The sequence below is a fragment of the Brevundimonas sp. NPDC055311 genome (assembly GCF_053645695.1).
Map to the genome: position 1 here is coordinate 877,037 of NZ_JBSHMV010000002.1, position 25,924 is coordinate 902,960.

Annotated in this window: 28 protein-coding genes and 1 tRNA gene; 10 read left to right on the forward strand and 19 right to left on the reverse strand. The window is 68.3% G+C overall.

Annotated features, from left to right (window positions below; translation table 11 throughout):
* Positions 1-127 precede the first annotated feature (127 nt).
* Complete coding sequence (locus ACWIDZ_RS09995; RefSeq protein ID WP_343830819.1) at positions 128-268, forward strand: hypothetical protein; 141 nt, start codon at positions 128-130, stop codon at positions 266-268.
* A gap of 12 nt (positions 269-280) precedes the next feature.
* On the opposite strand, the gene ACWIDZ_RS10000 is transcribed toward ACWIDZ_RS09995, so the two are convergent.
* The 3 genes from ACWIDZ_RS10000 to ACWIDZ_RS10010 form a co-directional block, all read right to left on the reverse strand.
* Complete coding sequence (locus ACWIDZ_RS10000; RefSeq protein WP_453989523.1) at positions 281-1,924, reverse strand: DUF1570 domain-containing protein; 1,644 nt, start codon at positions 1,922-1,924, stop codon at positions 281-283.
* 65 nt (positions 1,925-1,989) lie between these two features.
* Positions 1,990-2,370, reverse strand: a complete 381-nt coding sequence (locus ACWIDZ_RS10005) for a hypothetical protein (RefSeq protein ID WP_003165872.1) — start codon at positions 2,368-2,370, stop codon at positions 1,990-1,992.
* A 180-nt stretch (positions 2,371-2,550) separates the two neighbouring features.
* Positions 2,551-2,880, reverse strand: a complete 330-nt coding sequence (locus ACWIDZ_RS10010; RefSeq protein WP_453989524.1) for a DUF1491 family protein — start codon at positions 2,878-2,880, stop codon at positions 2,551-2,553.
* Positions 2,881-2,935: 55 nt separating this feature from the next.
* Between ACWIDZ_RS10010 and ACWIDZ_RS10015 the strand changes: the two genes are divergently transcribed.
* Positions 2,936-3,799, forward strand: a complete 864-nt coding sequence (locus tag ACWIDZ_RS10015; protein ID WP_088491625.1) for a hypothetical protein — start codon at positions 2,936-2,938, stop codon at positions 3,797-3,799.
* Between the two features lie 8 nt (positions 3,800-3,807).
* Here ACWIDZ_RS10015 and ACWIDZ_RS10020 read toward each other — a convergent pair whose 3' ends face one another.
* Positions 3,808-4,749, reverse strand: coding sequence for a S41 family peptidase (locus ACWIDZ_RS10020; protein WP_453989525.1), 942 nt, complete (start codon positions 4,747-4,749; stop codon positions 3,808-3,810).
* Between the two features lie 50 nt (positions 4,750-4,799).
* On the opposite strand from ACWIDZ_RS10020, the gene ACWIDZ_RS10025 reads away from it, so the two are divergent.
* Positions 4,800-5,273, forward strand: a complete 474-nt coding sequence (locus ACWIDZ_RS10025; protein WP_453989526.1) for a MarR family transcriptional regulator — start codon at positions 4,800-4,802, stop codon at positions 5,271-5,273.
* A gap of 59 nt (positions 5,274-5,332) precedes the next feature.
* A complete protein-coding gene (locus tag ACWIDZ_RS10030; protein ID WP_453989527.1) occupies positions 5,333-5,956 on the forward strand; it encodes a LysE family translocator in 624 nt (207 codons plus the stop codon).
* Between the two features lie 3 nt (positions 5,957-5,959).
* On the opposite strand, the gene ACWIDZ_RS10035 is transcribed toward ACWIDZ_RS10030, so the two are convergent.
* Positions 5,960-7,597: a sensor histidine kinase gene (locus ACWIDZ_RS10035; protein WP_453989528.1), complete on the reverse strand. Its 1,638-nt coding sequence runs from the start codon at positions 7,595-7,597 to the stop codon at positions 5,960-5,962.
* 146 nt (positions 7,598-7,743) lie between these two features.
* On the opposite strand from ACWIDZ_RS10035, the gene ACWIDZ_RS10040 reads away from it, so the two are divergent.
* Positions 7,744-8,181, forward strand: a complete 438-nt coding sequence (locus tag ACWIDZ_RS10040; RefSeq protein WP_453989529.1) for a SufE family protein — start codon at positions 7,744-7,746, stop codon at positions 8,179-8,181.
* Positions 8,182-8,418: 237 nt separating this feature from the next.
* The gene (locus tag ACWIDZ_RS10045; RefSeq protein WP_291777782.1) at positions 8,419-8,712 is read left to right on the forward strand and encodes a hypothetical protein; all 294 of its coding nucleotides are present in this window, start codon (positions 8,419-8,421) and stop codon (positions 8,710-8,712) included.
* Between the two features lie 22 nt (positions 8,713-8,734).
* Here ACWIDZ_RS10045 and ACWIDZ_RS10050 read toward each other — a convergent pair whose 3' ends face one another.
* The 4 genes from ACWIDZ_RS10050 to ACWIDZ_RS10065 all read right to left on the reverse strand — a co-directional run bounded on the left by ACWIDZ_RS10050 (position 8,735) and on the right by ACWIDZ_RS10065 (position 11,819).
* Positions 8,735-9,793: a linear amide C-N hydrolase gene (locus tag ACWIDZ_RS10050; RefSeq protein ID WP_338576537.1), complete on the reverse strand. Its 1,059-nt coding sequence runs from the start codon at positions 9,791-9,793 to the stop codon at positions 8,735-8,737.
* A gap of 39 nt (positions 9,794-9,832) precedes the next feature.
* A complete protein-coding gene (locus ACWIDZ_RS10055; protein WP_453989530.1) occupies positions 9,833-10,624 on the reverse strand; it encodes a hypothetical protein in 792 nt (263 codons plus the stop codon).
* Positions 10,625-10,734: 110 nt separating this feature from the next.
* Positions 10,735-11,451: a DUF6456 domain-containing protein gene (locus ACWIDZ_RS10060; protein ID WP_453989531.1), complete on the reverse strand. Its 717-nt coding sequence runs from the start codon at positions 11,449-11,451 to the stop codon at positions 10,735-10,737.
* Positions 11,448-11,819 carry a chromosomal replication initiator DnaA gene (locus ACWIDZ_RS10065; protein ID WP_125899924.1) on the reverse strand — a complete coding sequence of 124 codons (372 nt, stop codon included), beginning with the start codon at positions 11,817-11,819 and terminating at the stop codon, positions 11,448-11,450. The genes ACWIDZ_RS10060 and ACWIDZ_RS10065 overlap by 4 nt, the downstream gene beginning before the upstream one ends.
* 373 nt (positions 11,820-12,192) lie before the next feature.
* Here ACWIDZ_RS10065 and ctrA point away from each other — a divergent pair, with 373 nt between their 5' ends.
* The 4 genes from ctrA (at position 12,193) to ACWIDZ_RS10085 (ending at position 17,526) form a co-directional block, all read left to right on the forward strand.
* Complete coding sequence (gene ctrA / locus ACWIDZ_RS10070) at positions 12,193-12,894, forward strand: response regulator transcription factor CtrA (protein WP_003165857.1); 702 nt, start codon at positions 12,193-12,195, stop codon at positions 12,892-12,894.
* A gap of 449 nt (positions 12,895-13,343) precedes the next feature.
* Positions 13,344-16,034, forward strand: a complete 2,691-nt coding sequence (gene ppdK / locus ACWIDZ_RS10075; RefSeq protein ID WP_453989532.1) for a pyruvate, phosphate dikinase — start codon at positions 13,344-13,346, stop codon at positions 16,032-16,034.
* Between the two features lie 219 nt (positions 16,035-16,253).
* Positions 16,254-16,787: a porin family protein gene (locus ACWIDZ_RS10080; protein ID WP_453989533.1), complete on the forward strand. Its 534-nt coding sequence runs from the start codon at positions 16,254-16,256 to the stop codon at positions 16,785-16,787.
* A 211-nt stretch (positions 16,788-16,998) separates the two neighbouring features.
* A complete protein-coding gene (locus tag ACWIDZ_RS10085; RefSeq protein WP_453989534.1) occupies positions 16,999-17,526 on the forward strand; it encodes a porin family protein in 528 nt (175 codons plus the stop codon).
* 75 nt (positions 17,527-17,601) lie between these two features.
* On the opposite strand, the gene ACWIDZ_RS10090 is transcribed toward ACWIDZ_RS10085, so the two are convergent.
* The 10 genes from ACWIDZ_RS10090 to ACWIDZ_RS10135 form a co-directional block, all read right to left on the reverse strand.
* The gene (locus tag ACWIDZ_RS10090) at positions 17,602-17,868 is read right to left on the reverse strand and encodes a hypothetical protein (protein WP_291777814.1); all 267 of its coding nucleotides are present in this window, start codon (positions 17,866-17,868) and stop codon (positions 17,602-17,604) included.
* 98 nt (positions 17,869-17,966) lie between these two features.
* Positions 17,967-19,112, reverse strand: coding sequence for a beta-ketoacyl-ACP synthase III (locus tag ACWIDZ_RS10095; protein ID WP_453989535.1), 1,146 nt, complete (start codon positions 19,110-19,112; stop codon positions 17,967-17,969).
* 149 nt (positions 19,113-19,261) lie between these two features.
* The gene (locus ACWIDZ_RS10100; protein ID WP_453989536.1) at positions 19,262-21,325 is read right to left on the reverse strand and encodes a capsular polysaccharide biosynthesis protein; all 2,064 of its coding nucleotides are present in this window, start codon (positions 21,323-21,325) and stop codon (positions 19,262-19,264) included.
* Between the two features lie 70 nt (positions 21,326-21,395).
* Positions 21,396-22,214, reverse strand: a complete 819-nt coding sequence (locus ACWIDZ_RS10105; RefSeq protein WP_453989537.1) for an HpcH/HpaI aldolase/citrate lyase family protein — start codon at positions 22,212-22,214, stop codon at positions 21,396-21,398.
* The gene (locus ACWIDZ_RS10110) at positions 22,214-22,891 is read right to left on the reverse strand and encodes an SDR family NAD(P)-dependent oxidoreductase (protein ID WP_453989538.1); all 678 of its coding nucleotides are present in this window, start codon (positions 22,889-22,891) and stop codon (positions 22,214-22,216) included. The genes ACWIDZ_RS10105 and ACWIDZ_RS10110 overlap by 1 nt, the downstream gene beginning before the upstream one ends.
* 63 nt (positions 22,892-22,954) lie before the next feature.
* Positions 22,955-23,851, reverse strand: a complete 897-nt coding sequence (locus ACWIDZ_RS10115) for an ROK family protein (RefSeq protein ID WP_453989644.1) — start codon at positions 23,849-23,851, stop codon at positions 22,955-22,957.
* Positions 23,848-24,342, reverse strand: a complete 495-nt coding sequence (locus ACWIDZ_RS10120; RefSeq protein WP_453989539.1) for a GAF domain-containing protein — start codon at positions 24,340-24,342, stop codon at positions 23,848-23,850. The genes ACWIDZ_RS10115 and ACWIDZ_RS10120 overlap by 4 nt, the downstream gene beginning before the upstream one ends.
* 18 nt (positions 24,343-24,360) lie before the next feature.
* Positions 24,361-25,116: a hypothetical protein gene (locus ACWIDZ_RS10125; protein WP_453989540.1), complete on the reverse strand. Its 756-nt coding sequence runs from the start codon at positions 25,114-25,116 to the stop codon at positions 24,361-24,363.
* 191 nt (positions 25,117-25,307) lie between these two features.
* Positions 25,308-25,580 (reverse strand): hypothetical protein, encoded by a 273-nt coding sequence (locus tag ACWIDZ_RS10130; RefSeq protein WP_343830858.1) that lies wholly within the window; start codon positions 25,578-25,580, stop codon positions 25,308-25,310.
* A gap of 82 nt (positions 25,581-25,662) precedes the next feature.
* Positions 25,663-25,735 (reverse strand) — tRNA-Ile (locus ACWIDZ_RS10135).
* Between the last annotated feature and the right edge of the window lie 189 nt (positions 25,736-25,924).

Below are 25,924 nucleotides of genomic sequence, written 5' to 3' on the forward strand. Positions count from 1 at the left end.
GCCACGGCCCGATTGTCGACGTTCACGATGCCGTGAGAGACCCTTCGCGTATGAGGGTTATTCGAGGCATGCTCGTTTTCGGGAGACGGCGGGCCATGAGTCCGCCGCACTAGGGAAGGGAAACATCATGGCTCTGGTCCACCCAGGCAAGTCCGCGCCCGTACAGCACGAGCGCAAGATTCACCCGCTGGTCTGCTTTCTGGCGGGGTTCGCCCTGATCGTCCTGGCGGCGGCGTTGGTGCACACGGTGTTTGGCATCCTGCTCTAAAGCACAGTCAGGTCAGGCTGCGTCGGACACAGACGTTTCGTCGGCCTCCTCAAGCTCGCCGGTCGCTTCAAGCGGGGCTTGGCCCAATGCTTGCCGTGCACGATCGATCATGGCCCGCGCCTGACGCTTGTAACCGCTGGAGTGCGGGCTGTTGGACACCGGCGTCAGGACTGCGATAGCTTCAGCATTCATTTCGCGCGCCATATAGGCGTGCCCCAGCCGAGTGCGGCAGTCGAACGACTGCGGAGCCAAGGCGCAGGCGACCTCCAGCGTGGAGATGTCGTTGTCCGTCGGATAGCGGGGCTGCCCGCGCCGTACGTCGTTCAGGCCCAGATAGATGCGGAAATCCAGCGGTTCAGAATCCATGGCCCGGGCTAGATAGGCGGCGGCCTGACGGCGAAGGTCGTTGGCGTCGTCGACGGAGGCCGCCGACTCGGTCTGATCCAGCAGGGCCAGGGCGGCGACCCGCAAGACGTTGGCGTTGGTCGTGTGGTCGTCAAGGCCGGGGGCCAGCGCCGCCAGCGCCAGATCGGGGCGCTGTGACAGCCGGTGAGCTCGGGCCGTCAGCAACCGGCCGACGTCGGAGTCCGCGTGGCGCTCGCCCGTGGCGAAGGCCGAGCGGATGAGTTCGATCCTGTTCTCGTTAGCCTGTCGCCGATCTCGAGCCCGGCGCGCCTTCTGCGCCTCCGACTGCGTGTCCTCGTCGGCCGCTTCCTCGACGGGAGGCTTGATCGGCGCATTATCAAGGCGAACATCCAACCAGATGGCGTCGCCTTCAGCCTTCGACATGCTGCTGATCGTCACCTCAGGATGCGTAATCGCGATCTGGGGAGACACCATATTGATGGGGCCGGATACATAGCGCCAAACGTCATCCTGAAGTTGAGCCGCAGTCCGGCCTGTCGCCGCTTGCATGGCGTCGACGGAGTCCTCGCCGCCGGCCACAGCGGCCAGGTATCGTCCCAGCATCTGGGTGCGTTCGGGCGTACTCATGAAGTAATGGGTCATGGCCCAGGACTGGGCATAGTAAAGGTGCGCGGGGAATCGCCCGGAATCCGAGATGCGCCATTTCAACACATCCTCCATCTTGGCCCAGGAGTTGAAGCCTCCGGTCAGGGAGTTCATGCGGCCGGGGTCGTGTCGCCCGAATTGGATGCGCTCATCGGTAAGGCTGGCGGTGGAGTAGTACTCTGCGAAGCCTTCGACGAACCACGACGGGTAAGCGTTTGCCTTCATCTGAAACATGAAGTGGTGCGCATACTCGTGGAAGACGACGACGTCGCCCATCGAGCTGCGCATATCGACAACCGTATAGATGCGGCCGCTATTGGGCGAATAATAGCCTGCGACGCCTGCACTGATGCCGGGGGACATGCGGTTCATGCCCCGTCGTCCCTCGGCCATGAAGATCTCCAGCTTCGGGATCTCATGGTCGGTCTGGATGGGATAGTAGGTTCGCAGCAGGGCGTCGAAACGCTCGACCTTTTGAGCGTAGCGCCGAAGACTGCCCTCAGAGGCGTCGCCATAGACGATAAAGTGTTCGGTTTCGGCCCGACGCCATTCGGCCATGGCCGGCGACGAGGCGAGGCTTCCCAGAGCTATCGCCGCGCCTAGCGCAGCACCGCGCGTCAGATGAAACCGCGTTTTCTTGTTCATCGCCTCTCGTCCCCTCCGAGTCTGAAGGGGATGACCTAAAGAACGACGGTGTTCTATGGAAGTCCCTAGGCGGCCAGACGGCTCCAGACCGCCTTGTCCGCCGTGGCGGCGTTCAGGGCGCCGCGGCGGGCGCGTTGTTGCAGGTGGTGCAGAACGACCTCGGGCAAGGCGCAGAAACGCGGCTCGACCAGTTCGGGGGCGCAAGCCTTTTCGGGGGCGGCGAACAGGGCGGCGTTGACGCCTTCCGCCTTGTGCGCGATCAGCCAGGCCAGACGACGCGCGCGGGCCGGGTCGGTCCGGTGCAGCAGCGGGTCTTCGGCGAACAGCTCGCAGCCCATCTCCAGCACATAGTCGAAGGACAGGCTCTCGAACCGACGCACGTCGTGGCTCGGGGCCGGGCAGGCCTCGTCCAGATCGAAGACGACATCGTTCAAGAGAAACAGCATGGACCGCGTCCGCTCGCAGGACCGTTCTGGCCCCAGGCGTCGGGTTGTAGGGCGCCTGCGCTTGCGGTCCGGTTCACGAACGCGGTGAAGGGGCCGGTTACCATTTTGAGCGGCCCTAACGCGCCTTGCGCTGCTTGAGGGCGGTTTGCGCGACCCTGTCGGCTATCGAGAGAGCGGGCGTCAGTCCTGCGTCTTCTCGGTCAGGAAGTGGCGGCCCTGGCGGTCCTCGATCTCGACGATCCAGAGGTCGGGGTCATAGCGGCGCTGGCGATCCAGATAGGCGTCCAGTTCGCTCTCGGTCTCGCTGGCGACGGGTTGGATCCACAGGGGCTCGCCGTCCTGGCCGGTCGCCTCGGTCCACAGACGGGCGGTGCGGGCGGCGGTGTCATAGGCCTTGACGATGACGGCCCCGGCGCGGGCGTCGCCCTTCTTCACCACCACGGCGTTGGCGCCCTCCAACTCGGCGCGGCGGATCAGTGCGCCGACCCAGACGTCAGTGGAAAGAAGCAATTGGTTCACCCTGTTTGGACACGGACCCGGAACCGGCGGCGGCTAGGGTGGGGCCATGAAGATAGCGCCGTCGCCCCGCATAGTCAGCAGAACGCTGGCCGCGATCGTCGCCCTGACCCTCGCGGCCGGGACGGCGACGGCTGCCGGCGACGTCTATTATGAGCGCGCCTTCGTGCGGGCGGCGCAGGACAAGTGCCGCCTGTTCGAGCCGCGTCTGACCCAGGCGCTGGAGGCGGCGACCCTGCAGGCGCGCGGGGCGGCCCTGCGCGCGGGACGCCCGGCGACCGAACTGGCCGCCACGGCCGGGCGGGCCAAGGCGCGGGCCGCAGCCACTCCGTGCAACGACGCCGAGCTGGACCGGGTCAAGACGCGCGTGCGCCACGCCTTCGCCGGCTGGTCGCGCGCGGCGCGGATCAACTTCCCCGGCGACAGGGCCGGCTGGAGCGCCGACCGTTTCGAAAGCGCCCGCGACGGCTGGCGTCTGTTTCAGGACGGGGCGACCGGCGCCTCGCCCGTGCGGTTCGGCCTGACCGGCAGAGCGCCCCAGGATGCGCGCCCGGCGGCGGTCGTCTCCTTCGTCGGCAAGCCCCGACCCTATGCCGCGCGCATCGTCATGCGCGATACGGCGCGCTCGCCCCGGCCGTGGCTGGGGACGGACGGTCTGCCGCCCGAGGCCGCGCGCCGCGCCGTCTTCGCCGCCGGTTCCGACATCGCGCCGCGCGATCTGCTGGCCTCCGGCGCGCGGGCGGGCGAGGTCTGGCGCTTTCCCGACAGCGCGGCCGAGGCTCTGGCGGCGCTGGACCCGCGCGAGCCCTTTCTGATCGAGTTCCTGTTCCGCGACGACAGCGTGGCGACCGCCCGTTTCGAGGCGGGCGACTTCGCCGCCGCCCGCGCCTTCCTGGCCATGGGGCCGGTCTAGGCGGCCGTTCAGCTCTTCGGCGTTCGGCCCAGCTTCGCCAGCAGGCGGTCGCGGGCGGTCAGCAGGGGATCGTCGCCCCCGGGCGCGTCGGGACGGACGCCGCCGCCTTCCCAGTTCTTTCCCGTGACGGCGTTGACGGGGCGGGCGTCCGGCACGCTGACGGCGTAGCCGTGGGGCAGGGGCTGCGGCGGTCCCAGCATGTGGGCGGCGCCGCCCGACCGGTCGCCGATCACCTCGGCCCGCCCGGCCGCCTGCAGCGTATAGGCGGTGAACTCGGCCGCCGAGCCTGAGCGGCGATCGATCAGGACGGCCACCGGCGTGTCGGCCCGGACGGCGGGCAGGGCGCGGGGCGGGGCGGCGTGAGGAAGCCGGCCCTCGCGTCGTTCGATCCAGCCGAACGCGGCGCCTTCGGGCAGCAGGCTGGCGACCAGTTGATCGGCCGTGCGTCCATCTCCGCCGCCGTTGCGGCGCAGGTCGATGATGAGGCCGTCGACATCTCCCAACAGGGTCAGGGCGGCGGCCAGGCGCGTCTCGACCAGGTCCCAGGGATAGAAGGCGCTGAGCCGCAGATAGCCGATGTTGCCCTCCAGCACCCGCACCTCGCGTACGCCGCCGCCTGCGGCGCGGGCCTCGTCGCGCCAGGCCTGCAGGGAGGCGGGGGCGGGACCGGTTGACGGTCCTGAAGACGGCGGGGGCGTCAGGCGGAAGTGCCCGTCCAGCGTGCGCAGGTCGCGCGTCGTCGCCTCGGCGAAGGCGGCCGGGTCGTCGCATTGTTCGGCATAGCGTCCCTCCGCCGCCCAGTCGCGGACGCGGCGCGCCACGGCCTGCCCCTCGGTCTGGGTGATGTAGCCGGCTCCTATGCGGTCGGCGGCGGCGTTCAGAACCTCGACCTGCAGGGGGCAGGTCGTCAGGGCGACGGCCAGGAAGGGATGGACAAGCGCGGAGAGCATGGGGCCTCGCATGGGTTGATTTATAACAGCCCTTATATATTTATGAGGCCATGTCCGAACGCCCGTCAAGTCTTGGAGCCCTGCTGCGGCGTCTGGCCGACCGTCTCGACGGCGAGGTGGAGGCCGCCTACGCCGCGCGCGGGCTGGCGTTCAGGCCGCGCTATACGGTGATCATGCGCGCCTTGATGGAGGCCGAGCGGGGGGCGGAAGAACCGATGGCGCTCAGCATCAAGGCCCTGGCCGAGGCCGCGGGCCTGACCCATTCGGCGCTCAGTCAGACGGCGGCGCAGATGACCCGCGAGGGATGGCTGGTTTCCGGCCGTGCGGCGGACGGACGACAGCGCGCGGTCATGCTGTCGGATCAGGCGCGCGCGGCCTTGCCGGCCCTGACGGATCAATGGCGCGCGACCAGTCGGGCGGCGCGGTCGCTGGATCAGGATCTGGGACTGGAGCTTGAGGCGGTTCTCACGGCGGCGTTGAGGGCGCTGGACGCGCGCGGCTACCGCGACCGCATGGAGGGATGAGGCGGCCGGGTTGAGATCGGACGTTGTCACCTTCGCTCAGCGCATGATCTAGTGCGCCCATGTTCGATCCCGCCCTGTTCGCCGCCTTCCTGGTCGCCATCACCATTCTGACGATCACGCCGGGGGTGGACACGGCCATGGTGCTGCGCTCGGCGGCGGCCGAGGGCGGGCGTTCGGCCGTTTTCGCCGGGGCGGGCATCCTGCTGGGCTGTCTGACCTGGGGCGCGGCGGTGTCGCTGGGGTTCGGGGCGCTGCTGCGGGTGTCGGAGCTGGCCTATACGGTGGTGAAGTGGGCGGGCGCGGCCTATCTGGTCTGGCTCGGCGCGCAGATGCTGTTCAAGCCGCGCAGGAGCCTGGGCGAAGCGGGCGCCGCATTACCCCCCAGTGGTCCCGTCGCCTTCCGGCGCGGCCTGCTGACCAATCTGCTGAACCCCAAGATCGGCGTCTTCTACGTGACCTTCCTGCCCCAGTTCGTGCCGCAGGGGGCCAATGTGGCGGTCTTCACCTTCTTTCTGGTCGGGGTGCATGTGGCGCTGACCATCGTCTGGTTCGCAGGGCTGATCCTGGCGACGGCCCCGCTGGGCCGGTTCCTGCGTCGCCCGGCTGTGGTGCGGACGATGGACCAGGTGGTGGGCGTCGTCTTCATCGGCTTCGGTCTGAAGCTGGCCGCCTCGCGCGTCTGAGGTTCAGGCGTCAGGCGTCTCGAGCGGCAGACGCACTGTCGCCGCCGTGCCGACGCCCAGAGCGCTGTCCAGCGCCAGCGTTCCGCCGTGCAGCCCGGCCAGGGCGCGCACCAGCGCCAGCCCCAGCCCTGAACCCTGCGCCCGCTGTTCGGCGTCGCCTGCCTGCTCATAGGGGCGGCCCAGACGCGCCAGATCTTCGGCCGAGATGCCGACGCCGGTGTCGGCCACCGTCACTTCCAGCGCATCATCCGCCGCCTGCACCGACACGGTGACCGTCCCGCCCGGCGGGGTGAATTTCACCGCATTTGCCAGCAGGTTCAGCGCCATCTGCTTCAGCGCGCGGCGGTCGGCGCGAACGCTCAGCGCCTCGGGCGGCAGGACGGCGGCCAGTTCGACGCCCTTGTCGTCAGCCTGAATGCGGACCAGGGCCAGCGCCGCCAGCACCGGCTCGCGCGCGTCGAAACGCTCCAGCGACAGCTCATAGCGGTCGGCCTCGATGCGGCTGACGTCCAGCACGTCGTTGATCAGGTCCAGCAGGTGGCCGCCCGCTTCGTGGATCGAGGCGGCGTAGTCGGCGTAGCGCGGCGGGACGGGGCCGAACAACTCCTGCCGCATGGCGTCGGAGAAGCCGACCACGGCGTTCAGCGGGGTGCGCAGCTCATGGCTCATGTGGGCCAGGAAGCGGGTCTTGCCGAGGTTCTGGGCCTCGGCTTCGGCGCGGGCGGCGTCCAGCTCGGCCTCGCGCGCGTGCTGCAAGGTGGCGTCCAGCGCCTGGACGATCAGGCGCGGCCCCTTATCGAGTCGCCGGGCGACCAGCAGGATGCGCCGGTCCAGCGCCAGGCGGGGGGTGAAGCGGACCTGGGCCTCGGCGCCGCCGCGCGCGCGGGCCAGGGCGGCGATGACGGCGGGACGGTCGGCCTCGTCCACGACGGCCAGCAGCCCGTCCTCGAACAGCAGATCGACGGGCAGGGCGGCGGGCGCCGCGCCATAGGCGGACAGGGCGCGATGGCGGCCTTCGGCGTCCAGCGTCAGGGTCAGGCCCGGCTGACCGGACAGGACGGCCTCGACCCGCGCCACGGCGGCCTCGGCGAGGGAAAGGCGGCGCGTCTGGCGACGAAGGCCCAGAACCAGGCCGAGCAGGGCGGCGCCCGCCGCGATCAGGGCCGAGGCGCCGGCCAGGCCGCCGCCCGGCGTCGCCGGTCCGACGGCCAGGGTGGAGACCAGGCCGACCAGGGCCGCTCCGACCGAGGCCAGGGCGCCGACGCCCGCGCGGCGACGCCCGCCCAGGGCCAGCCCCGCCGCCAGGGGGGCGAAGACGAAGCCGGCCAGCGGTCCCGCCGCGCCGCCCGCCAGGCCCGCCGCCGTCAGGGCCGCCAGGGCCCACAGCGTCATCAGCGCCGCTCTCAACGCCATCGTGTCGCGCGCCAGCAGGGCCAGGCCCGCCACGCCCGGCGCGGCCGTCACCGCCAGCGCCAGCGCCTCGGGCGCCGCCAGGGGCCGCCCCAGCCAGACGGCGCCCAGCGCCGTCAGCCCGACGACCGCCGTCCACCCGGCGTGCCAGGCGGCCACGGCGGCGCCGTCCCCGGCCACGGCGGCTTCGGGGCGGCGGATGGGATCGAGAAGGGCGGTCCGAGACGTCACGGCCATCCGGGCGCAAGGGTTGAATCAGCCGTATAGCCTAGACCGCGCCCCAGGCGCTCCCTAGCGCGCTCGCCTGTCGGGGGAGCGCAGAGCCGGTTGTGAGAGGGGCGGTTGTGGCGAGGGCGCGCGCGGCCTATGTCGCGGCCATGACTTTCACCGCCGCTCCCGCCCGCTCCATCGACGACACCCTGGCCGAACTGGTCGAGGAATTCGATCTGCTGGGCGATTGGGAAGGGCGTATCGAATACGTCATCGACCTGGGCAAGGACCTGCCGCCCCTGCCGGAAGAGGCGCGGATCGAGGCGAACAAGGTGCCGGGCTGCGCCGCCCAGGTCTGGCTGTCGACGCGGCGGGAGGCCGACCGTCTCTTCTTCGACGCCGACAGCGACAGCGCCCTGTCGAAGGGCAATATCGCCCTGCTGCTGCGGCTCTATTCCGGGCGGCTTCCGGCGGAGATCCTGGGTTTTGACGCCAGGGCGGCGCTGGACCGGCTGGGCCTGCCTTCGGCCCTGACCCGGCAACGCGCCAACGGTCTGAACAGCATGGTGGGGCGGATCAGGGAAGCGGCGCTGGCGGCGACCTGACCACGTTTCTCCCTCCCCTTCATGGGGAGGGTGGCTGAGCCCGTAAGGGCGAAGTCGGGTGGGGGCGGCGAGGCTATTCAAGCGCGACGCCCAGCGGGACCGGTTCCTCCCCACCCGGTCGCTGCGCGACCACCCTCCCCATGAAGGGGAGGGAGAGGCATTACGCGCGTCGTCTCGCTTCCGATTGCGCGCGATCGGGCGCATGATGAGACGTCTCATCCTGTGCGGAGCGGTCCGATGTCGATCCTGATGAAACGCGCGCCCGCCTTCTTCAATCCGATCCGAACGGCCGGCTGGAGCGCGGTCGGGCTGATCCTGCTGACGCCGCTGGCGGCCATGCAGTTCACCTCCGAGGTCGCCTGGGACGCGCAGGACTTCCTGTTCGCCGCCGTCCTGCTGATCGGGGCGGGCCTGCTGCTGGAGCTGTTGCTGTGGAAGGCGCGGACTCCGCTGGTGCGGCTGATGCTGGCCGCGGCGGTGATCCTGTCCGTGCTGCTGATCTGGGCCGAAGCGGCGGTCGGGATCTTCTGAACCCCGACCGCGCTCCGACGCCTCAGGATTGCGGACCCAGGAAAGGGAAGGCCCGGGCGTTGCTGAATTCGGCGGTGGCGTCGCCTGCATGGGTGTGGATCTGGTTCTCGCCCAGCTCCAGCCGCTTGACCGGGGCGCGCTCTGAGAAGTCGATCTTCTTCAGGTCCACCCAGAAGGTGTTCGGCGTCAGGGCCGACTCGAAGAAGTACAGCTTGCGCTTGTGATCCACGACCGTCCGCCAGCGGGTCGAGGAGATGTTCGGCTGGTCCGGGGTCGAGATGCCGAACGGCACCGAAACGTTGCGGATCACGCTGAACACGCTGGCCAGGGCCATGTTCTGATCTTCGAACTTGGGGATGGCGTTGACGTAGAAGGCGGCCCGCGCATAGCGGTCGGCCGCCCGGTTGGTGCCCGGCAGCATGACCGTGCCGCCGATGCCCTGCCAATAGGTGTTCAGCGCCAGCTGCTGGTCGAAGGTCGGCGAGTTGGTCATCACCTGATAGTCGCGGCTGTGGTGGATCACCAGCTTGCCGTCGATGTATTCGAAGATGGCGCTGTCGCCGCCGGAATCCGACAGGGACAGGTGCAGGGTGGTCAGGCGGTCCTGACCCGGCACACTGTCGCTGACCAGGACGAAGGGCTCGTCGCGCAGGGCCTCGACCGCCTCGGCCACGGTGGCGAAATTGTCGAGGGCGTACTGGGCCCAGGCGGCGATGCTGAGGGCGGGCTTGTTCGGGTCGTAGGCCGGATACTCCGACTCCACCAGCCACAGGACGTTGGCGACCAGGCCCATCTCGTTCACGCCGTCGACGGTCGAGATGTCATAGCCGCTGGCGATGACGCTGCCGTATTTGGACGTCCAGGTCAGGGAGTTGGGACCGCCGGACCCGTCCCGCGCCATGCCGCGCGGAAAGATCCAGAGATTGGTCATGATCTCGTCCTTCCAGTCCATCGACCGGGCCGTGATCACGGCGCCGTCGTGGCCGTGGTAGACAAGGCGCGTGCACGCCTCGGCCGCCGGAACGGCCACCATGAAGGCGGCGGCCAGGGCAGCGACGCCCTTCTTCATTCCGTTGCGCATGTCGTCTCCTGAGGTGAGGGGATCGTCGGGGGATGGGGGTCAGTAGGTCAGCGACAGGCCCAGGACGGGGCCATGGCGGGTCACCTTCCAGTCGAAGCGCTGGCCAGTGAAATCGTCCTGCTCATAGTTCTGATGTAGCAGGCGGTAGCCGGCGTTGATCGAGACGGCGCCGCCCGCCAGCGGGGTGCGGTAGGAGGCCAGAGCCTGCCAGGCCAGGCTGTGGCGGTCGTCGTCGCCCAGGCCGCCGGCGTCGACCTGGGCGCGCAGGGTCCAGCGCTCGGACACGTCGCCCTCGACTCTCAGGCCCAGCAGCAGGTCCGTCCATTCGGCGCCCTTGTGCACGGCGCCCAGCGGGGTGTTCAGATCGGCCCGCAGCTGGCTCCAGCGGGCGCCCACCAGCGGCTCGACGCGGAAGCTGCGCGCGTCGCCGAAGGCGGTGCGGCCGCCCAGCGGGTCGTCGATCAGGCGGAACAGCACCCCGCCCGAGACGGTGGTCGAGCGGGTCCCCAGTTCGGCCGGGACGCCCATCAGGGACACGCCCTCATGGGTCTTGGCGTACTGATAGTCGACGAAGGCGCCCCAGCGGCCCTTGCGCACCTCGACATCGCCCATGACCACGCTCTCCAGCTGGTCGAAGGCGTCCGAGGCGGACACGTCCACCGGCGCCTTGTGGCCCGCCAGCGTGACGTTTCCGTCCAGCGAAGTGGCCCAGACATAGGGGCTGACCGTCACGCGCCACTGATCCTCGGCGCTGGTCTGGGCGACGGCGGCGCCGGCGAGGGCGGTCGCCGCCAGACCAGGAAGAAGCGAGGCTGGGCGGAAGAACGTCATGGGGAGTCTGCTCACGGCGACCGAGGGGGTGGCCTCTGGATAGAACGGCCATGCTTAAGTAATCGTGGACCGGCAATCTGTGATTGTATTTCGCCGATCGTCGCGCGCCGTCACCCGATGCCGTAATGCTCGGCCAGAGCCTGCAATCCCTGTTTCAGCAGGGTCTTGCCTTGTCGGCGGCGCAGGGACAGGGCCTGCTCCGCCAGTTGCAGCGACGTGCCGTGGATGCAGACCTGTTCGACCATGGCGCGCAGACGCGGGCCGCAGGCGTCCAGCGCCGCCTTGACCCGCGCCGAGGCCGACAGGGCGCGGTCGCCCGGTTCGATCCGCACGCCCCCGCCGCCCGAACGCGAGGTCGGCAAGGCGTCCCAGCGCATGGTCAGGGAGAGGCCGGCGGCCGCGATCTCGGCCTCGGCGCGCAGGCGTTCGCCCGCCGCGACCTCGGCCGGCGTCAGCCAGGGGCGGCCCGATTGGTCCTTGCGCCGGGCCAGCCACAGGATCGGGCTCTCGCCCAGATTGGCGCGGCGGGTGATCAGGCGGCCGTCGCCCTCCATCATGGCGCGCTCGCCCTCGATGACGCCGGGTCGGCCGGGCGGAGGAGCGGGTCGGGCATGGTCGTTGGCCGCGCGGGGCAGCCAGCCGCCGCCTTCGCGCAGGCGCAGCCCCGGCCGCTCGATCACGGCGCGGAAGACGGCCTCGTCCAGCGTCAGCACCACCCGGCTGCGCCGGTCGCCGCCGAGGCGCAAGGGATAGGCGCCGTTCGCCTGGTCCAGCCAGGCGCCGGGGCGTTGCAGCAGGCTGCGGGCGCGTTCCAGCTGGCGGCTCATCGGCGGGCTCCGATCTCGGGCGCCAGATCGACCAGGGGCAGCTCCATCACCGCCCGCAGCGACCCCTCCAGGCCGTCCATCAGGGCGTCGTAGTCGGGCCGGTCGCGCTCGTCCTCGGCCCAGCGGCAGGCGGCGCCGGCCGTCGCCCGGTTCAGGCCGAAGGCGTGGGCCACCCGCTCCAGCGGCCAGCCGAAGGAGACGTGCGCCAGATACATGGCCGACCAGCGCGCGCGACACGCCCTGGGCCGCACCCGCTCGCGCCGCGTCATCTCGGCGACAGGCACGCCCAGGGCCAGACCCGACAGCGACAGGGCCGCGTCCGCCCGGATGCGGTCGCCCTCCGTCACCGGCACGCGATAGGGTTCCATGATCTGCGCTTCCTCCCGCCATTCCTGTGGATGCCGCCATTATGAGTGCGTCGGGCGGTTGGGTTAGGAATGTTGTCCTATGAAACGTCAGAAACGGTCGCTTCGACAGGCGGGGCACGGCATTGACGGAGGCGGTTGTGCACGCCCCCTGTGGAAGACGCGTCAGACGTCAACAGGGGAATGAGGGGGTGGAGCCGAATAAATTAACGAATCCTTGACTCGGGACTCTGGACGGCGATTCGCAAATCACCTTAGGCGTTTCATATCGGGATGCGTTAACCCTTCTTAAGGTTTTGGCCCGTTAACGTTGGAACAAGGTTACCCGGCCGCATGCCATGTGCGGCCATCCTAAGCTTTGCCTGGAGGGGCATGAATGCGCGTCCTGTTGATCGAAGACGACCACGCGACGGCTCAAAGCATCGAACTGATGCTGAAGTCGGAAGGGTTTAACGTCTACACCACCGACCTGGGTGAGGAAGGCATCGATCTGGGCAAGATCTATGACTACGACCTCATTCTGCTGGACCTGAACCTACCGGACATGAGCGGCCTCGAGGTTCTGCGTCAGCTGCGCAACGGCAAGATCAATACGCCGGTGATGATCCTCTCGGGCAGCCATGAGATCGACACCAAGGTCAAGACCTTCGGCGGCGGCGCCGACGACTATCTGACCAAGCCCTTCCACAAGGACGAACTGATCGCGCGCACCCACGCCGTGGTCCGCCGCTCCAAGGGCCACGCCCAGGCCATCATCCACACCGGCGAGATCGCGGTGAACCTGGACGCCAAGACCGTCGAGGTGAATGGCCACCGCGTGCATCTGACCGGCAAGGAATATCAAATGCTGGAGCTGCTCTCCCTGCGCAAGGGCACGACCCTGACCAAGGAGATGTTCCTGAACCACCTGTATGGCGGCATGGACGAGCCCGAGCTGAAGATCATCGACGTCTTCATCTGCAAGCTGCGCAAGAAGCTGGCGACGGCTGCGGGCGGCAAGCACTACATCGAGACCGTCTGGGGCCGCGGCTATGTCCTGCGCGACCCGGCCGAAGGCGCGATCACCGTCGCCGCCTGAACGGATCCGGCCTGAGCCTCCACTCAGGACGCACGGAATGCAAACGCCCGCCGGGAAACCGGCGGGCGTTTTCCTTTGGCTGAATTCACCTTGTGTGTTGGCGCAGATGCCTGATTTCCGCTCATCCCGGCGGACGCCGGGATCCAGTGCTTTGGCTTCAGGCTCCGGGCTCCGCTGTCAGGCCTCAGTTTGGCTTACTCACTGGGTCCCGGCGTCCGCCGGGATGAGCGGGGATGAAAAGGGCAAGACCCGCATCTGATATGGAGCCGGCATTTTTCTTTGGCCGCTCCGGGGCTTGGACGAGGTTAGGGCAGGGCAGGGGCGCCAAACGATACATCCCCTCACGGATTGTTACGCCTTCGGCCTCGCCTTCGCAGGTGCAGCGCGCTAGTGAAACCCCGCATAAGGCGGGACTCAACCTCGCAAAACCACGGTTCAGGAACTACGAAATGACCAAGTGGGTGTACGGCTTCGGCGGCGGATCCGCCGATGGCGACGCGTCGATGAAGAACCTTCTGGGCGGCAAGGGGGCGAACCTGGCCGAGATGTCGTCCCTCGGCCTGCCGGTGCCGCCCGGCTTCACCATCACCACTGAGGTCTGCACCTGGTATTACGCCAACCAGGAAACCTATCCGTCCGACCTGACCGATCAGGTCAAGGCGGCCCTGGCCCACGTCGAGGGCGTGGTGGGCAAGACCTTCGGCGACGCGGCCAACCCCCTGCTGGTGTCGGTGCGCTCGGGCGCCCGCGCCTCCATGCCGGGCATGATGGACACGGTCCTGAACCTGGGCCTGAACGATGAGACGGTCGAGGGCCTGGCCAAGCTGTCGGGCGACCGCCGCTTCGCCTTCGATTCCTACCGCCGCTTCATCACCATGTATTCCAACGTGGTGCTGGGTCTGGGTCACGACTATTTCGAAGAGGTGCTGGACGACCATAAGGATCGTCTGGGCGTCTCGGTCGACACCGAACTGACCGCCGAGAACTGGGAGAAGGTGGTCGCGGACTACAAGGCCCTGGTCGAGCGTGAGCTGGGCAAGCCCTTCCCGCAGGACCCGCAGGCCCAGCTGTGGGGCGCCGTCGGCGCCGTCTTCGAAAGCTGGATGAACGACCGGGCGAAATTCTATCGCCGCATGCACGACATCCCCGAAAGCTGGGGCACGGCCGTCAACGTCCAGTCGATGGTGTTCGGCAACATGGGCGAGACCTCGGCCACGGGCGTCGCCTTCACCCGCAACCCCTCGACCGGCGAGAACAAGCTGTATGGCGAGTTCCTGATCAACGCCCAGGGCGAGGACGTGGTGGCGGGCATCCGCACGCCGCAGTCCCTGACCAAGGCGGGCCGCGAGGAAATGGACGAAACGGCTCCCTCGATGGAAGAGGCTATGCCCGAGGTCTTCGCCCAGTTCGTCGACGTGGTGGGGCGGCTGGAAAGCCACTACCGCGACATGCAGGACATCGAGTTCACGGTCGAACAGGGCCGTCTGTGGATGCTGCAGACCCGCAACGGCAAGCGCACGGCCAAGTCGGCGCTGAAGATCGCCGTGGACCTGGCCTCCGAGGGCGTCATCTCTCAGGACGAGGCGGTCAGCCGCGTCGAACCGGCCGCGCTGGACCAGCTGCTGCACCCGACGCTGGACCCCAAGGCGGCGCGCACCGTGGTCGCGGCGGGTCTGCCTGCCTCGCCGGGCGCGGCGACCGGCAAGATCGTCTTCGACGCTGACGAGGCTGAACGTCTGGGCCAGCAGGGCGACGCCGTCATCCTGGTCCGTGACGAGACCTCGCCGGAAGACATCCACGGCATGCACGCGGCGCGCGGCATCGTCACGGCGCGCGGCGGCATGACCAGCCACGCGGCGGTGGTGGCGCGCGGCATGGGGCGCCCCTGCGTCTCGGGCGCGGGCGAGATCGCCATCAATGAGAAGGCCGGAACCTTCACCGCGCGCGGCCGCACCTTCAAGGCGGGCGAGGTCATCACCATCGACGGCGGCAAGGGCGAGGTGCTGGACGGCGCCGTGCCCATGATCGAGCCGGAGCTGACGGGCGACTTCCAGACCCTGATGGGCTGGGCCGACGGCATTCGTCGCCTGAAGGTCCGCGCCAACGCCGAGACGCCGCTGGACGCCAAGACGGCGCGCGGCTTCGGCGCCGAGGGCATCGGCCTGTCGCGCACCGAGCACATGTTCTTCGACGAGGCCCGCATCGCCGCCGTGCGCGAGATGATCCTGGCCGACGACGAGGCGGGCCGCCGCGTGGCCCTGGCCAAGATCGCCCCGTTCCAGAAGGCCGATTTCGTCGAGCTGTTCACCATCATGAGCGGCCTGCCGGTGACGGTGCGTCTGCTGGACCCGCCGCTGCACGAGTTCATTCCGCACACCGACGCCGACATCGACGCCCTGGCGGCGACGCAAGGTCTGGATGCGGCCAAGCTGAAGCGCCGCGCCCGCGAACTGCATGAGACCAACCCCATGCTGGGCCACCGCGGCTGCCGCCTGGGCGTGGCCTATCCTGAAATCTACGAGATGCAGGTCCGCGCCATCCTCGAGGCGGCGCTGCAGGTGAAGGCGTCTTCGGGCGTCGCCCCGATCCCGGAGATCATGCACCCGCTGGTCGCCCTGGGTCTGGAGATGAAGTATCTGCGCGAACTGACCGACCGCACGGCCAAGGCCGTCTTCGCGGACGCCGGCGACAGCGTGGACTACCTGGTCGGCACCATGGTCGAGCTGCCCCGCGCCGCCCTGCGCGCCGCCGATCTGGCCGAACACGCCGAGTTCTTCAGCTTCGGCACCAACGACCTGACGCAGACGACCTTCGGCATCAGCCGCGACGATTCCGGCCACTTCCTGCAGGCCTATCTGGACAAGGGCATCTTCGAGAACGACCCCTTCGTCCGTTTGGACCAGAGCGGCGTGGGCGACCTGATCCGCATCGCCGAGGAGCGCGGCCGTGCGGTCAAGCCGGGCATGAAGATGGGCATCTGCGGCGAACATGGCGGCGATCCCGCCTCCATCGCCTTCTGCGAGACGGTCGGCCTCGACTACGTCTCCTGCTCGCCCTACCGCGTGCCGATCGCGCGTCTGGCGGCGGCCCAGGCCGCCCTGAGCGCTCGCTCGGGCGAGGAGCGTGAAAAGGACCGCTGAGGCCCCTTCAATCGTCGACAAGAGAAGGGCGACCCGAAAGGGTCGCCTTTTTCATGCCCTGAAATAGTCGCCCTTGACGGAACGCGGTGTGTGCTTTCTCTCGCACAGTTCTCGCTCCCTCGTTCAAGCACAGGGAACGGCTATGGGCGCTTGAGATTTGTTTCTCCGCAAGGTGGTCAGGCTGGTCCTGCTCATCGCAATAAGGAGTGATTGAAGCTCATGCGTAACGTTATTCTCGCCGCCGCCGCCCTTTCTGTATTCGCCTTTCCCGCTGCGGCCCAGGTCGTGCAGCCGGGCGGTCCCACCTACTACGGCACGCTCGGCTATTCGCAGCTGGACCATTCGGATGGCGATCTCGGCGCCGTCACCGGCCGCCTGGGCGCCAAGCTCAACCCCTATTTCGGCGTCGAGGGCGAAGGCTCGATCGGGGTGAAGGACGATGACTTCACCATCGCCGGGGCCCAGGGCAAGATCGAGCACGACTATGACCTCGCCGCATATGCGGTCGGCACGTTTCCGGTCACGCCCAATTTCGAGCTTTTCGCACGCGGCGGCTACGGCACCACCCAGATGAAGGCCGAACTGGCCGGGGTCGAGCGCAAGGCCGACGGCGAAAGCTGGAACTACGGCGTCGGCGCCAACTACTACTTCGACGGCCAGAACGGCCTGCGCGGCGACTGGACCCGTCGCGACTTCACCGACGACGGCGGCGAAGTGGATGTCTACTCGGTCAACTACGTTCGTCGTTTCTGATCCGATTCCCGGCGGATCGGCTGGGCGCGCTCCCCGGCGGGGCGCGCCTTTCTTTTTGCGCCATTTAGGTAACGACGTATGTGTCTTTCGCGTAACTTTCGTCGTTCGTGGTTGGTGCGCCTATGGAACGGGGATGCAGGCGCAACCATTTAAGCTTCGTTGGATGGGGCATGTGATCAAAGAAGTCACATCATCTAAGGAGTATGAAATAATGCGTAACGTTCTTCTCGCCGCCGCCGCTATTTCTGTTCTCGCCGTTCCGGCGTTTGCTCAATCGAACCCTGAACCGCGCGGTTATGGTTCGCTGGGTTACACGCACATGGAAGGCGATGCGGCCCAGACCGGCGCCGTGTCCGGCCGCCTGGGCGTCAACTTGAATCGCTACCTGGCCGTGGAGACCGAGGTCGGCGTGGGGGTCAAGGACAAGGACATCACCGTCGCCGGCGCCGACGGCCAGATCAAGCATGAGTGGGACGCCGCCGGCTATGTCGTCGGCAAGTATCCCGTCGGCGACAAGCTGGAGCTGTTCGCGCGCGGCGGCTACGGCCACACGGAGCTGAAGCAGGAACTGGCCGGCGCCGAGAGCAAGGTCGGCGGCGACAGCTGGAACTACGGCGTCGGCGCCAACTACTACCTGGACGGGGTCAACGGCGTCCGCGCCGACTGGACCCGTCGCGACTTCCGCGACGATCGCGGCGAGGCTGACGCCTATTCGGTCAGCTACATCCGACGCTTCTAAGCGCGGATGGTCTGAAACGACGAAGGCCCGTTCCGGTCGGAGCGGGCCTTTTTCGTTGGTCGATTTTTGAGGCGGTCAGGCGACGCCCGGCGCCAGGGCCCAGCGCAAGGAGCCCTCGCCGAAGGGGCGGATGAAGAAGTCGCGATAGCGTTCGAACACCTCGATGATCTTCATCTTGAGGTCTTGAGTCACCGACTCGCCGCGTTGGCGTTTCAGCGCCGCGACGCAGTTGATCACCATATCCTGATGGGCCGAACCGCCCATGCGTTGCAGCACCGTCGCCACGTCGTGCGCCAGCGGATCACTGAGTTTTTCAGCCCAAGGCAAAGCTGTCTGAGTCATTCGGGCGTCGTCCCCCCTGTTTCTCGACGCGTAACGGTTTGCAAAATTTTCCGAACAGTGCAAGCGGCGCTGGAAATATTGATTCCTATTCGGGGCGATCAGGGGCGCTTTTGCACAAAAACCGTGCCCGCCGAATAACCTGCGCCGAAGCTGCAGATCAGACCCGTATCGCCCGGCGCGAAGCCGTCGTGGTGCAGGTGGAAGGCGATGATCGATCCGGCCGAGGAGGTGTTGGCGTAGTCGTCCAGGATGATGACGTTCTCGCTCGGCTCGGGGTCGCGGCCCAGCACCTTCTTGCCGATCAGGGTGTTCATGTTGATGTTGGCCTGGTGCAGCCACAGGCGCTTCAGCCCGTGCGTGTCCAGCTTCAGCTCGGCGGCGTGATCCAGGATCATGGTCGAGACCATCGGCACCACCTCCTTGAACACCTTGCGGCCCTGCTGGACGAACATCTTGTCGGTCAGGCCGTCCGACGAGACCGGCTCGTTCGCGTCGGTCGGCAGGGCGGCGCGGTTCAGGAAGCCGAAGTTGTTGCGGATGTTGTTCGAGAAGCTGGTCTGAAGCTTGGTGCCCAGAATGTTCCAACCGCCCGGACCGGCCTGATCCTCGGCCTCGATAATGACGGCGGTGGCGACGTCGCCGAAGATGAAGTGGCTGTCGCGATCCTTGAAGTTCAGGTGCGCCGAGCAGATTTCCGGGTTCACCATCAGCACGGCCTTGACTGAGCCGGAGGCCACGAAGTCCGCCGCCGTCTTGATGCCGAAGGTGGCGGAACTGCACGCCACGTTCATGTCGAAGGCGAAGCCCTCGATGCCCAGCGCCTGCTGCACCTCGATAGCCATGGCGGGGTAGGGGCGCTGCATGTTGGACGCGGCGCAGATGACGGCGCCGATCTCGCTGACCGGCTTGCCCCAGGCCTTGATGGCGTCCTGCGCGGCCTTCACGGCCATCTCGGCCAGGATGGACAGCTCGTCGTCGCCGCGCGCCGCAAGGTGCGGCAACATCCGCTCGGGGTCGATGATGCCCGACTTGTCCATGACGAAGCGCGCCTTGATGCCCGAGGCCTTCTCGATGAAGGCTTCGGACGAAGGCGTCTTGGCCTCGATCTCTCCGGCGGCGATGGCCTCGGCGTTGGCGGCGTTCCAGCCCTCGGCCCAGGCGTTGTAGGCGCCGACCAGTTCCTCGTTCGAGATCGACTGTTCCGGGGTGAACAGGCCGGTGGCGGAGATGACGGCTTTTTGCACTGTGTAGTTCCCTGACGCTCGGCGCGCGGCGCCTCGCTGCATGAGGGAACATGGAGTCCCCGACGCTCGACAAGCCTTATGTCGGCGCCTCGCGGCGAAGTTCGGGCGCCTCGCGGGCCGGACTCAGTCCGTTGCGATGACGAACCTCCTCAATAGGCCGGGGGAAGGCTGCGGTCGAGACTGGCCTTTATCCCGCGCCACCAGCGATTGATGCGTCCGCGCGGCGGGGCGGGCAGAGGATGGTCGCGCGCGGCGATCAGGGCCTCGACCAGATCCTCGGCCTCGCATGGCCAGCCGTCCGGCGTGACATAGACCGGATAGCCGATCAGGGCGGCGTGGATGACGCTTTGCAGACTGGCGCGGCGGGTGCGGCGCTCGAACGTCAGGCGGTCATCGGTCAGGCCCCAGCCGGCATAGAAGGGGCGGCCATAGACGCTGACCGGCTTGCCCCGCATCAGGGCCTCGAACCCGGTCAGGGAGGTCAGGGTCGCCAGCCGGTCGCAGGCGTTCAGGCAGTCGATGATGTCCAGATCGTCAGCCGAGGCGTCGACCTCCTCCATCGCCGCATGGTCCAGCAGGCCGGGGCGGTTGCCCGCCGTCACGTCCGGGTGGTTGCGATAGATCAGGAAGGCGTCGGGATGATCCGCCCGTGCCGCCTTCACCAGCCCGGAGTTGGTGCGCAGGTCCGGCCCGCAGCCCATCAGGATCGAACGGTCGTTCTCGACCTGCCCCACGACCAGCAGGATCGGCCTGTCCTTGGGCCAGTGCGCCGGGACGCCCGCTCCCTTCAGATTGTATTTCGACAGGCCCGCCTCGACCACCCGAACACGAAGGGCTTCGGCGCGCGCGGCCTGATCCGGCGACGGCTCGCCCGCCTCGATCAGGCTTTCCAGACGGCTGGGCCGGGTCGGGTCGTAATAGACGCCCTGATCGTCCAGCGCGACCGACAGGGCGCCGAAGAAGTCCGACCCCAGCCCACGCGAGCGGATGAAGCCGTCCTCCATCCGCACGACCGGCCCCTCGAAGGCGTCGGCGGCGGCGCGGATCTGCGGCGTCTCCTTGCCGGCCCACCAGATCAGCCTGCCGCCCGTCGCCCGCGCATGGGCGACGGCGGCGGACGAGCGCCAGAAATAGCGGACGCGGCCCTTGGGCGAGTTGAGCAGGCGGCGCACCGGCGGCCGCTTGGCCGGGGCGAAGCCGACCGCCGCCCAGTCGCCCGCCAGCCGATCGGCCCGGTCGCGCAGGGCGATCAGCCGCTCCAGCGCCTGTTCGGCTTCACACCGCTGGCCGGTGACCGGATCGACATAGCGGGTGTAGGCGATCAGGGCCGCCGCCGCGACTTGTTCCAGATCGCGCGGGGCGCCGCGCCGTCCGGTCTGGACGGCGTCCGTCGTCAGACCCCAGCCCGAATAGAAGGGCGCGCCGAAACAGCGCACCGGCAGGCCGCGCAGCAGGGCCTCGAACCCCAGCGCCGAGGTCACGACATAGACCGCATCCACCGCCGCCAGCAGATCGGCGGGCCGCACGTCCGTATCGATCAGGGTGACGCCCTGAAGCTGGTCCGCCGGGATGCAGCCCTGCTTGCGCCCTGCGGCCACGGCGGGGTGGCGCTTGACGATCAACTGGGCGTCCGGTTCGTCGCGCCGGGCGGTCGCCAGCATGTCGGAGAAGCTCTGCTCGCTGGCCAGTCCATAGCCGATGGAGGCGTCGCCGAAGGTCTGGTCCACGATCAGCACCCGGCGGCCGGGTTTCAGCTGGTCTGCGTCCAGCGGCCCGCCCATATTGGTCTTGGACACGCCCGAGGCGACGATGCGGTCGATCAACGCGCGCGACCGACCGCGCATCGCATCGTCGCACCAGTCGGGGGCGGTCTGGATCAGATGCTCCAGCCGACTGGGCCGGGTGGCGTCGTAATAGACGCCCAGATCATCGACGATCAGGCTGAGGCTGGTCGCGCCGCCCTCGCCGATCCCGACCGAGCGCAGGAAGCCGTCTTCCAGCGCGATATAGGGTTTGCCGTGCTTCGCCGCCCAGCGCCGGCCTGCTTCCGCCGTCGGCTTCATGCCCCAGCCGAGGACGGCCTCGTTCGACGATCCGGGCAGGGCCGACAGCGTGTAGTCGGGCAGGAAGGCGGACAGGAACGGCACCTTCAGCACCCCCGGCGCACAGACCCAGGCGCGGGTTTTCGACGAGGGCGGAAGCGGTGCGGTCATGGGGTCGTGTCTACGGTTTGTAGAGTCAGGGCGCCACCCCATGCTTCCTTCTCCCACAAGGGGAGAAGGGTCAGAGGTCGGCCAGAAGCGTTTCGGCTGCGTGCAGATGCAGCCGCTCCACCATCTCGCCTTCTACGCGGATGACGCCCAGTCCGGCGGCATCGGGCGCGGCGAAGGCGGCGACGACCTTGCGCACCCATTCGATCTCATCGGCTGAGGGGCCGAACGCCGCATTCGCGCCCTCGATCTGCGAGGGGTGGATCAGGCTCTTGCCGTCGAAGCCATACAGCCGCCCTTGCGCGCATTCAGCCGCGAACCCGGCCTCGTCCTTGATGCGGTTGAACACGCCGTCGATGACGTTCAGGCCGTTGGCGCGGGCGTGGGCGACGACCGCCGCCAGCCACGGTTTCAGCGGCTCCCGGTCGGGCGAGGGGCCGGTCTTCAGGTCCTTGGCCAGATCGTTGACGCCCAGCATCAGGCCGCTCAAGGCTCCGTCCGCCCCGGCGATCTCGCTGAGATCCAGCAGCGCGCGCGGCGTCTCGATCATGGCCCACAGATCGACGCCGGGGCGCAGCGCCGCCGACAGGGCGTGGACCATGGCCGCGCTCTCGACCTTGGGCGCGACGATCAACTCGACCGGGGCGCCTTGCAGTGCTTTCAGGTCGTCGGCGCCCCACGGCGTGTCCAGCCCGTTGATCCGCACGCCGAGGCGCGGGCCGAAGCCGCCCTCGTGCGCCGCCGCGACGGCGGCCGCGCGGGCCTCAAGCTTCATCTCGGGCGCGACGGCGTCCTCCAGGTCCAGCACCGCCACGTCGCAGGGCAGAGTGCGGGCCTTCGTCACCGCTCTTTCATTCGAGGCGGGCAGGTAGAGGACGCTGCGCGCGCGCATCAGACCTTGCCCGTGACGGGGATCAGGGCCCCCGTCACCGCCCGCGCCTCGGGCGAGGCCAGGAACAGGATGACGGCGGCCACATCGGCGGGCGCGACCCACTTCGACGGATCGGCGTCGGGCATGTCGGCGCGGTTGGCCGCAGTGTCGATGATGGAGGGCAGGACGGCGTTGACCGTCACCGGGGTCGACTTCAGCTCCTCGGCCAGAGCCTCGGTCAGGCGGTGGACCCCAGCCTTGGAGGCGGCGTAGGCGCCCATGCCGTGCCCGGCCTTGATTGCGCCATTGGCGCCGATGTTGACGATACGGCCCTCAGGCGAGGCTTTCAGATGGGGCAGGGCGGCGCGGCTGGCGTTCAGCGTCGTCTTGACGTTGAGGGCGTGCATCCGGTCGAACGCGTCGCCGTCGCCCTCGACCGGGCTCCAGACGAAGCCGCCGGCGATGTTCAGCAGGGCGTCCAGACGGCCGAAATGGGCGACGACGGACTCGATCGCGGTCTTCGCCTGCGCGGGGTCGGTCAGATCGACGCCGTTGATCTCGAACACGTCGGGATTCGGCTGGCGCGGCGGGGTGCGGCCGATGACGGCGACTGACAGGCCGCGCGCCTGCGCCGCCTCGACGACGGCCCGGCCAAGGGCGCCGTATCCGCCGGTGATCGCGACGACTCTCTGGCTCATGCTTCCTGCTCCTGTCGGTTCGGCGCGGACCATAGCGGGGCGCGCGGCCCAATCAATCGGGGATCAGGCGTCCCACAGACGCGCGGCGCCGCGCACGCCCGAGGAATCGCCCCACTTCGCCGGGACGATCTGCCCGTCCCAGTGGTCGGAGAAGACATGGCGGGCTACGACCTGCGGTAGGCGGTCGTAAAGCTCGGCCACGTTAGACATGCCGCCGCCCAGCACGAAGACCTCCGGGTCGGTCAGGTTGACGACCATGGCCAGGGCTCGCCCCAGCCGGTCGATGTAGCGGTCCAGGGCGCAGGCGGCTTCCGCGTCGCCCGCGCGCGCGGCCTCGACCACGGCCTGCGCTTTCCAGTCCCGGCCAGTCGCCGCCTGATGGTCGCGCTGGAAGCCGGTTCCGGAGATCCAGGTCTCGAGGCAGCCTCGCAGGCCGCACCAGCAGGCGGGGCCGGGCGCCTCGTCCGCCGAGGGCCACGGCAGGGAGATGTGGCCGACCTCGGCGGCGACGGCGTGCGCGCCCTCGATCAGCTGACCGTCGATGACCAGGCCGCCGCCGCAGCCGGTGCCCAGGATGACGCCGAACAGGCTGGCCGCGCCCGCGCCTGCGCCGTCGGCGGCCTCGGACAGGGCCAGACAGTTGGCGTCATTGGCCAGCCGCACCGGGCGGCCTAGCGCGGCCTCCAGATCAGCGCCGAAGCGGGCGCCGTTCAGATAGGTGGAGTTGGCGTTGCGGATCAGGCCGGTGCGCGGCGAGGGCGACCCCGGAATGGCCAGACCGACCGCTTGCGCAGGGCCCGCTTCGGCCTCGACCCGCGCGACCAGATCGGCGACCAGGCGGATGGCGGCGTCATAGCCTCCGGGGTTCGGTTCACGGATTCGCGCCGCGAAGGCGCCCGCCGCGTCCAGCGCCGCCGCCTCGATCTTGGTGCCGCCGAAGTCGACGCCGATCCGCATCAGGCGCCGAACACCCTGGCCATCAGCCGCTCCAGCGCCTCGGCGTCCACGGCGTCGAAGGCGGCCTTTTCGGTTGCGTCCACATCCAGCACGGCGATCAACCCGCCCGAGGCGTCCAGCACGGGAACCACGATCTCGCTGGCTGAGCGGCTGTCGCAGGCGATGTGGCCGGGGAAGGCGTCGACGTCCTCGACCACCTGGGTCTGGCGCGTCTTCGCCGCCGCGCCGCAGACGCCGCGCCCGAACGGGATGCGCAGGCAGCCCAGCGTGCCCTGATAGGGGCCGACCACCAGTTCATCGCCCTTGGCCGCGTCCACGACGTAGAAGCCGGTCCAGAAGAAGGCGGGGAAGGCGTCCGCCAGCATGGAGGCCACGGTGGCCATGCGCGCCGTCAGGTTCGGCTCGCCGTCCAGCACGGCCAGGATTTCGGCCTCGACCTCGGCGTAGCGTTCGGCCTTGTCGGCGGGGCGGTCGTCACGGGCGACATAGGACATCGGGCGGGCTCGGAGAAACTAGGGAACGGTGTAGGCGCTGCAATCGGGCATGGGCGCGTCTGCAACATAGGCCTTTGCGGCCCGATCGAAAGTGAAGACGCGCTGCACCGTGCATTCGACGTCTACGGCCTTGACCAGGTCCTCGGGCTTCAGCGGCGGCTTGGCCAGGGAGTCCTCGTCTCGCGATACCCGGCCGGGGAAGGTGGCGGCGGTCGAGGCGTAGGTCAGGCGCGGCGGGAAGGCGTCGCCCTCGGCCTTCAGCTCGGCGGCGAACTCGTATTCGTCGTGGCAGGCGCCGGCGCGCTGTTTCATGTCCTCTTCGCCGAAGCAGGCGCGGATCATCAGCGAGCCGGACATCGGGACGGTCAGGATTTCCTGCGGCGTCTCGCCGGGCGTGAACCGCACCAGGGTCCGGTAGGAGGACATCCCGCCGCCGCCCGAATACATGGCCTGCAGCTCCATGTCGGCGCCGAGGATGACGTCGTCGCTTCCGGCGCGACGCAGAATGACGCCGGGCTTCCAGAAGCCTTCGGAGGCCTCGCTTTCGATGAGGTGGGAGGCCGCGGGCGCACGGCCGTCCGGCGTTCCGTCATACAGGCGCAGCACCAGCTGTTCGTCCGTCTCGTCCGTCTCGATCAGGGCGCACCAGCGGCGATCGGCGGTGCAGGCGGGGACGGCCTCGCCCTGAGCCGCCGCCGGAATCGGCTCCAGCGTCTCGAAGGCGGGCGTCTGAACGATAGCGGCCAAGGCGGCGCTGAGGAGAGGGAAGATCATGAAACGGAACTCGACGTTGGGCAGTCACGGCGATGGTAGACTGCCGCGTTCGACGATGGCGAGCGATCATCGTCGATGCGGCCCGCAAGGTTCGCCGTCCTGCTCCTGGATCAACGCGCCCGAGCCGGCCCGCCTGGGAGCGACTTCGATGCCCTTCGGCATCGAAGTCGCTCAGCCGATGGCCGCCGGGATCAAGGTGTGCCGGGAAGACCTTCGCAGATCGCATCGCGGCGAGCATCAACACATTGCATCTTCGCCAGCGGATCGTCGGGATGTTGAGCCGTGCAGATGGTCAGGCTTTCTCGCATGCACTCTTGGTAGGTGTAGCGAACCTTCTTCACCAAGGTCCGCTTGGCTGAAAATTCGGGCGAGGGTTGGGGCGTCTTGGACACGTGAGCCGAGACAGCGCCGCCAATACCCATGAGCGTGATCGCAGTGATTGCGCCAAGTAATTGCAACTTCATCGTTTTCCTCCCGCGCGGACGAAAGCGCCGCCGATCGAACGATAACGATGGTTTTTGAATTCACAAGCCGAATGGAACTCGGTAGGCCCGGAGGGACTCGAACCCCCAACCAGACCGTTATGAGCGGTCGGCTCTAACCATTGAGCTACGGGCCCCCGAAGCACACGAAGGCGTGCCTAGCAGGCGGCGCGGCGGCTGCAAAGCCGCCTTGGACCTGTCGCGCTTTTCACGCCGATGAACGGAACCTGCACAGGGGTCTTTTGCGTTCGTTCAGCTTGAAACGGTCAAGTTAGGCCGTGGCTGGCGAACACGTCCGCCCGAATGAATTCGACGGAGACCTCGTA

Bases quoted from the DNA above. Each gene is read 5' to 3' on its own strand.
- ACWIDZ_RS09995 (WP_343830819.1), top strand. From the start codon at position 128: ATGGCTCTGGTCCACCCAGGCAAGTCCGCGCCCGTACAGCACGAGCGC.
- ACWIDZ_RS10000 (WP_453989523.1), bottom strand. From the start codon at position 1,924: ATGAACAAGAAAACGCGGTTTCATCTGACGCGCGGTGCTGCGCTAGGC.
- ACWIDZ_RS10005 (WP_003165872.1), bottom strand. From the start codon at position 2,370: ATGCTGTTTCTCTTGAACGATGTCGTCTTCGATCTGGACGAGGCCTGC.
- ACWIDZ_RS10015 (WP_088491625.1), top strand. From the start codon at position 2,936: ATGAAGATAGCGCCGTCGCCCCGCATAGTCAGCAGAACGCTGGCCGCG.
- ACWIDZ_RS10020 (WP_453989525.1), bottom strand. From the start codon at position 4,749: ATGCTCTCCGCGCTTGTCCATCCCTTCCTGGCCGTCGCCCTGACGACC.
- ACWIDZ_RS10025 (WP_453989526.1), top strand. From the start codon at position 4,800: ATGTCCGAACGCCCGTCAAGTCTTGGAGCCCTGCTGCGGCGTCTGGCC.
- ACWIDZ_RS10030 (WP_453989527.1), top strand. From the start codon at position 5,333: ATGTTCGATCCCGCCCTGTTCGCCGCCTTCCTGGTCGCCATCACCATT.
- ACWIDZ_RS10040 (WP_453989529.1), top strand. From the start codon at position 7,744: ATGACTTTCACCGCCGCTCCCGCCCGCTCCATCGACGACACCCTGGCC.
- ACWIDZ_RS10045 (WP_291777782.1), top strand. From the start codon at position 8,419: ATGTCGATCCTGATGAAACGCGCGCCCGCCTTCTTCAATCCGATCCGA.
- ACWIDZ_RS10050 (WP_338576537.1), bottom strand. From the start codon at position 9,793: ATGCGCAACGGAATGAAGAAGGGCGTCGCTGCCCTGGCCGCCGCCTTC.
- ACWIDZ_RS10055 (WP_453989530.1), bottom strand. From the start codon at position 10,624: ATGACGTTCTTCCGCCCAGCCTCGCTTCTTCCTGGTCTGGCGGCGACC.
- ACWIDZ_RS10060 (WP_453989531.1), bottom strand. From the start codon at position 11,451: ATGAGCCGCCAGCTGGAACGCGCCCGCAGCCTGCTGCAACGCCCCGGC.
- ACWIDZ_RS10065 (WP_125899924.1), bottom strand. From the start codon at position 11,819: ATGGAACCCTATCGCGTGCCGGTGACGGAGGGCGACCGCATCCGGGCG.
- ctrA (WP_003165857.1), top strand. From the start codon at position 12,193: ATGCGCGTCCTGTTGATCGAAGACGACCACGCGACGGCTCAAAGCATC.
- ppdK (WP_453989532.1), top strand. From the start codon at position 13,344: ATGACCAAGTGGGTGTACGGCTTCGGCGGCGGATCCGCCGATGGCGAC.
- ACWIDZ_RS10080 (WP_453989533.1), top strand. From the start codon at position 16,254: ATGCGTAACGTTATTCTCGCCGCCGCCGCCCTTTCTGTATTCGCCTTT.
- ACWIDZ_RS10085 (WP_453989534.1), top strand. From the start codon at position 16,999: ATGCGTAACGTTCTTCTCGCCGCCGCCGCTATTTCTGTTCTCGCCGTT.
- ACWIDZ_RS10090 (WP_291777814.1), bottom strand. From the start codon at position 17,868: ATGACTCAGACAGCTTTGCCTTGGGCTGAAAAACTCAGTGATCCGCTG.
- ACWIDZ_RS10100 (WP_453989536.1), bottom strand. From the start codon at position 21,325: ATGACCGCACCGCTTCCGCCCTCGTCGAAAACCCGCGCCTGGGTCTGT.
- ACWIDZ_RS10105 (WP_453989537.1), bottom strand. From the start codon at position 22,214: ATGCGCGCGCGCAGCGTCCTCTACCTGCCCGCCTCGAATGAAAGAGCG.
- ACWIDZ_RS10110 (WP_453989538.1), bottom strand. From the start codon at position 22,891: ATGAGCCAGAGAGTCGTCGCGATCACCGGCGGATACGGCGCCCTTGGC.
- ACWIDZ_RS10120 (WP_453989539.1), bottom strand. From the start codon at position 24,342: ATGTCCTATGTCGCCCGTGACGACCGCCCCGCCGACAAGGCCGAACGC.
- ACWIDZ_RS10125 (WP_453989540.1), bottom strand. From the start codon at position 25,116: ATGATCTTCCCTCTCCTCAGCGCCGCCTTGGCCGCTATCGTTCAGACG.
- ACWIDZ_RS10130 (WP_343830858.1), bottom strand. From the start codon at position 25,580: ATGAAGTTGCAATTACTTGGCGCAATCACTGCGATCACGCTCATGGGT.